Origin of the sequence: Lelliottia sp. RWM.1, assembly GCF_016859735.1 — a bacterium.
Taxonomy (GTDB): Bacteria; Pseudomonadota; Gammaproteobacteria; order Enterobacterales; family Enterobacteriaceae; genus Enterobacter.
Map to the genome: position 1 here is coordinate 1 of NZ_WLVC01000096.1, position 4,731 is coordinate 4,731.

3 protein-coding genes and 1 riboswitch are annotated in these 4,731 nt (G+C 50.8%); of the genes, 2 read left to right on the forward strand and 1 reads right to left on the reverse strand.

Features of this window, described 5'->3' with window-relative positions; all coding sequences use genetic code 11:
* Positions 1–360: 360 nt before the first annotated feature.
* Positions 361–1,476, reverse strand: a complete 1,116-nt coding sequence (gene trmA, locus GF617_RS26425) for a tRNA (uridine(54)-C5)-methyltransferase TrmA (RefSeq protein ID WP_203452754.1) — start codon at positions 1,474–1,476, stop codon at positions 361–363.
* Positions 1,477–1,580: 104 nt separating this feature from the next.
* A riboswitch (cobalamin riboswitch) is annotated at positions 1,581–1,836 on the forward strand.
* Between the two features lie 65 nt (positions 1,837–1,901).
* Here trmA and btuB point away from each other — a divergent pair.
* Together btuB and murI are read left to right on the forward strand one after the other, a co-directional pair.
* Positions 1,902–3,734 carry a TonB-dependent vitamin B12 receptor BtuB gene (gene btuB / locus GF617_RS26430; RefSeq protein WP_203452755.1) on the forward strand — a complete coding sequence of 611 codons (1,833 nt, stop codon included), beginning with the start codon at positions 1,902–1,904 and terminating at the stop codon, positions 3,732–3,734.
* Positions 3,679–4,530, forward strand: a complete 852-nt coding sequence (murI, locus tag GF617_RS26435; RefSeq protein WP_181621441.1) for a glutamate racemase — start codon at positions 3,679–3,681, stop codon at positions 4,528–4,530. Before btuB ends, murI begins: the two co-directional genes overlap by 56 nt.
* Positions 4,531–4,731 lie beyond the last annotated feature (201 nt).

A 4,731-nucleotide genomic window follows, 5' to 3' on the forward strand; every position in this document is an offset into this window, starting at 1 on the left:
TTACCGCTCATGGGCACCTCTCTTTAAGTCATCTTAAATGACTCTGAGGTGTCTGTTAAACCCGTGGCGATTCAATCCAGCGTTGCGCTGAAGCGGGTTTTTCCTTGATTTTTAATATTTTTTCGGTGCTTTGCCTGACGTTCTCGGAGTGTAGTTGCCATACTTGACCCTTGGTTATCTGATAACGGTGGAAGCGTTGTTTCCTGATAACGACGCGTTACCTGATAACATTAAGGTCACGATGAGGTGATGTGTGCAGTTACTAAAATGGGAAGGCGGGGAAATAAGATAAATGCAGAGGGCATAGAAAAATAAAATGCCCCCAAAATGTACCCTGTAAAATCTATGTGTTCTTATTTGTTATTTATTCTGTTGATTTTTAATGGTAAGTAACACACCACACTCCATATGGTGCGTGTACGGGAACTGATCGAACAGGGCCAGGCGTTCAACCTTATGCGTCTGGCTCAAGGTTTCCAGATTTTTACACAGTGTCTCCGGGTTACAGGAGATGTACAAAATACGCGGGTACGCCTGCACCATTTTCTCGGTTTCACTGTCGAGCCCACTACGCGGTGGATCGACAAAAATCGTCTCACACTGGTAGCTCTTCAGGTCAATTCCCTGCAATCGATTGAATTCACGTACACCGTTCATCGCCTGAGTAAACTCTTCTGCCGCCATACGAATAATCTGGACGTTGTCGATGTGGTTGGCTGCAATATTGTATTGTGCAGCGGCAACGGATGGTTTGGCGATTTCCGTTGCCAGCACGCGTTCAAAATTGCGCGCCAGCGCCAGCGAGAAGTTGCCGTTACCACAGTAAAGCTCCAGCAAATCACCTGTTGAGCCCTCGGTGGCACTCAGCGCCCACTCCAGCATCTGTACGTTCATGGCGGCGTTTGGCTGGGTAAAGCTGTTTTCTACCTGGCGGTAGATCATCTCTTTTCCGGCCACCGGCAGGCGCTCGTCGATATAGTCCTGATCCAGCATGATTTTGGTTTTTGTGGCGCGGCCAATCAGGTGGACATTGATGTTCTGTGCTCGCAGGGCATCACGCAGGGTTTCTGCTTGTGCACGCCACTCATCGTCCAGCTTTTTGTGATACAGCAGCGACACAATGGCCTGGTTGCTTTGGGTCGTCAGGTAATCAATCTGGAACAGCTTGTGTCGCAACACCGGGTTGTTGCGGACTCTGTCGATCATCAACGTCATCAACTGATTAATTAATTCGCTGGCGGCAGGGAAGCTGTCTACACGAATTCGTGATTTCGTCTGTTGATCAAAGATGATGTGATACAGGTCGTCACCATCATGCCAGATACGGAACTCGGCACGCATACGGTAATGGCTGACCGGGGAGCGGAACACCTCGGGAACGGGCGCGTTGAAAGGCGTCATCATACTTTGCAGGCGGACAACTTTCTCTGCCAGCTGCGCGTCGTATTGTTCTGTCGGGAGGTGTTCGGGGGTCATGATGCGTCCTGAGTAATAAAGAATTTCGCGGGGATTGTAAGCACTGTACAGGGGATGTCCACATTTAATGATGCTTAGCTGTCTGGACATCCATACGTTTCTAATTGTAGCATTCTGTTTCCGGTCTCCTGTGAGTGAAAAGGGAATCCAGTGTAAATCTGGAGCTGACGCGCAGCGGTAAAGACTGGCGGGATGAGAGTTGTAGACACTGCTTTGTATACACAACATTATTCAAGTTGCATCAAGGTGGCCAGCGAGTTCAGCCGCCGCAGAAGCAGCTTGAAGGGTGACGTGAGCGGGAAGTCTTCATCCACAATACGCCACCTAGCCCGAAGACCTGCCGGGATCACGTCGCACTTGGTTTCATCATCGCGTGCTATAGATGAGGCCTGCGGCATCCTTATTATATTGTGGATGCTTTAACAATGATTAAAAAAGTATCGCTGCTGACGGTGCTTTCCGTCACAGCATTTTCGGGCTGGGCGCAGGATAGCGCGGACTCGATGGTGGTGACAGCAAACCGTTTTGAACAACCAATCAACACCGTTCTGGCCCCAACGTCCGTTGTGACGCGTGAAGATATTGAACGCTGGCAGGCAAAAAGTGTTGTTGAGGTGATGTCTCGTTTACCGGGTGTGGATATCGCGCAAAGCGGTGGCATGGGGGCGAACGCGTCTACCTTTATTCGCGGCACTGAATCTCGGCATGTTTTGGTTCTGATTGATGGCATCCCGTTAAACAATGCCGGTATCAGTAATGCCGCCGATCTCAGCCAGATTCCGACCTCTCTTATTCAGCGTATTGAATACATTCGTGGGCCGCGTTCGGCGCTGTATGGCTCTGACGCTATCGGCGGTGTAATTAACATTATTACCGGACGTGATAAGCCAGGGGCGGAAATTTCTGCGGGCGTTGGCTCCAAAGGCTACCAGTCTTATGACGGCTCCTTCCAGCAGGTCTTGGATAAAACCAAAATCACGATGGGCGGGAACTATACCTACACCCGAGGTTTTGATATCGGGGCAAATGATGCTCCGCGTCAACCGGATCGCGATGGTTTTATGAGTAAGTCGCTGTTTGGTTCCGTTGAGCAGCAACTGACTGATAGCCTGAGCGGCTTTGTGCGTGGGTTTGGCTATGATAACCGCACAGCCTATGACGGTTATGCTTCATTTACTGCGGATGGTACGCCGGATACGCGCCAGCTTTATAGCCAAAACTGGGATACCGGGCTGCGATTTAAGCAGGGTATTTATCAGTCTCAACTGGTAGCTGGTTATGGCCGCAGTAAGGATATCAACTACGACCCAAGCAAAGGCCGCTACGCAGCATCTGCAACGATGGATGATGTGAAGCAATATACCACGCAGTGGCTGAACAACTTCGAGGTAGGCCACGGTAATATCGGTGCGGGTATCGACTGGCAGAAACAAAAAACACAGGCAGGTACAGGTTACCTGGACCAGGGCTACGAACAGCGTAACACCGGTGTTTTCTTATCGGCGATGCAACAGTTTGATAGCGTCACGCTGGAAGCGGCCGCCCGTCATGATGATAACTCTAACTTCGGTGACCATAGTACCTGGCAAACCAGCGCCGCCTGGGAATTCGTTGAGGGTTATCGCATCGTCGGTTCTTACGGAACGGCGTACAAAGCACCCACAATGAGCCAGATCCACAGCGCAACCTATGGTAACCCGGATCTTAAACCAGAAGAGAGTAAACAGTGGGAAGGAGGCTTTGAGGGCCTGACGGGACCCGTAAACTGGCGTGTCTCCGCGTATCGTAATGATGTCGATAACCTGATTGGATATGATGCCAATTATCGCTACTACAACGTCGATAAAGCGCGCATTGAAGGGATTGAAGCTACTGCTCAATTCGATACAGGCCCATTGGCGCACCAGATCTCTTACGATTATGTTGATCCGCGTAATGCGAAAACCAACGAAGTGCTTAAGCGTCGCTCTAAACAGCAGGTGAAGTACCAACTGGACTGGCAGGTTTGGGATCTTGACTGGGATCTCGCATACCGCTATCTGGGGACTCGCTATGACGACGACTTCAGTTCATACCCGTCTCGTGAAGTTAAACTGGGGGGAGTCAGCCTGTGGGATGTCGCAGTTTCATATCCTGTCACCTCACACCTTACAGTTCGTGGTAAAATAGCCAACCTGTTCGATAAAGATTACGAGACAGTTTATGGCTACCAAACTGCAGGACGGGAATACACCTTGTCTGGCAGCTACACCTTCTGATCCGCGTCCCACCGTGCTGGTGTTTGATTCCGGCGTCGGTGGGCTTTCGGTCTATGATGAGATTCGGCATCTCCTGCCGAATCTCCACTATATCTACGCTTTCGATAACGTCGCGTTTCCTTATGGGGAAAAGAGCGAAGACTTTATTGTCGAGCGTGTGGTTGAAATTGTGACTGCTGTGCAAAAGCGTTATCCCCTGGCGCTGGCAGTTATAGCCTGTAACACGGCGAGTACGGTATCCCTTCCAGCATTACGTGAAAAGTTCCAGTTTCCGGTCGTGGGCGTCGTCCCTGCGATTAAGCCTGCGGCTCGTTTGACGGCGAACGGTATCGTCGGTTTACTGGCGACACGTGGAACAGTAAAACGGCCTTATACGCGTGAACTGATCGACCGTTTTGCTAATGAATGCCAGATTGCGATGCTGGGTTCGGCTGAGCTGGTTGAGATGGCTGAAGCGAAACTCCATGGACACGTCGTTCCCCTGGAAGAGCTGCGTCGTATCCTTCGCCCCTGGCTGCGTATGCCGGAACCACCGGATACCGTTGTGCTGGGATGCACGCATTTCCCTCTATTACAGGAAGAGCTTTTACAGGTTCTGCCAGAAGGGACTCGGCTGGTGGATTCTGGCGCGGCCATTGCGCGGCGAACTTCCTGGTTGCTTGAACACGAAGCGCCAGATGCTAAGTCTTCCGATGCGAATATTGCTTTTGCTATGGCGCTGACGAAAGAGACTGAACAACTTTTACCCGTTTTGCGTCGCTACGGCTTCGAAACGCTCGAAAAACTCGCGCTATAGCACGGTTTTGAGCAAAAAAGAGACGGTTGAACGTTTTTTTTCAAAGAGGGGTTGTCAACGTCTGAGAACTCCCTATAATGCGCCTCCACTGACACGGAACAACGGCTTACAGGCCGCCGGGTTGGCGGGGTTCAGAGATGAACGCCGGCAGAGAAAAGCGAAAATAAACGCTTGACTCTGAATGAGGAAAACGTATTATAC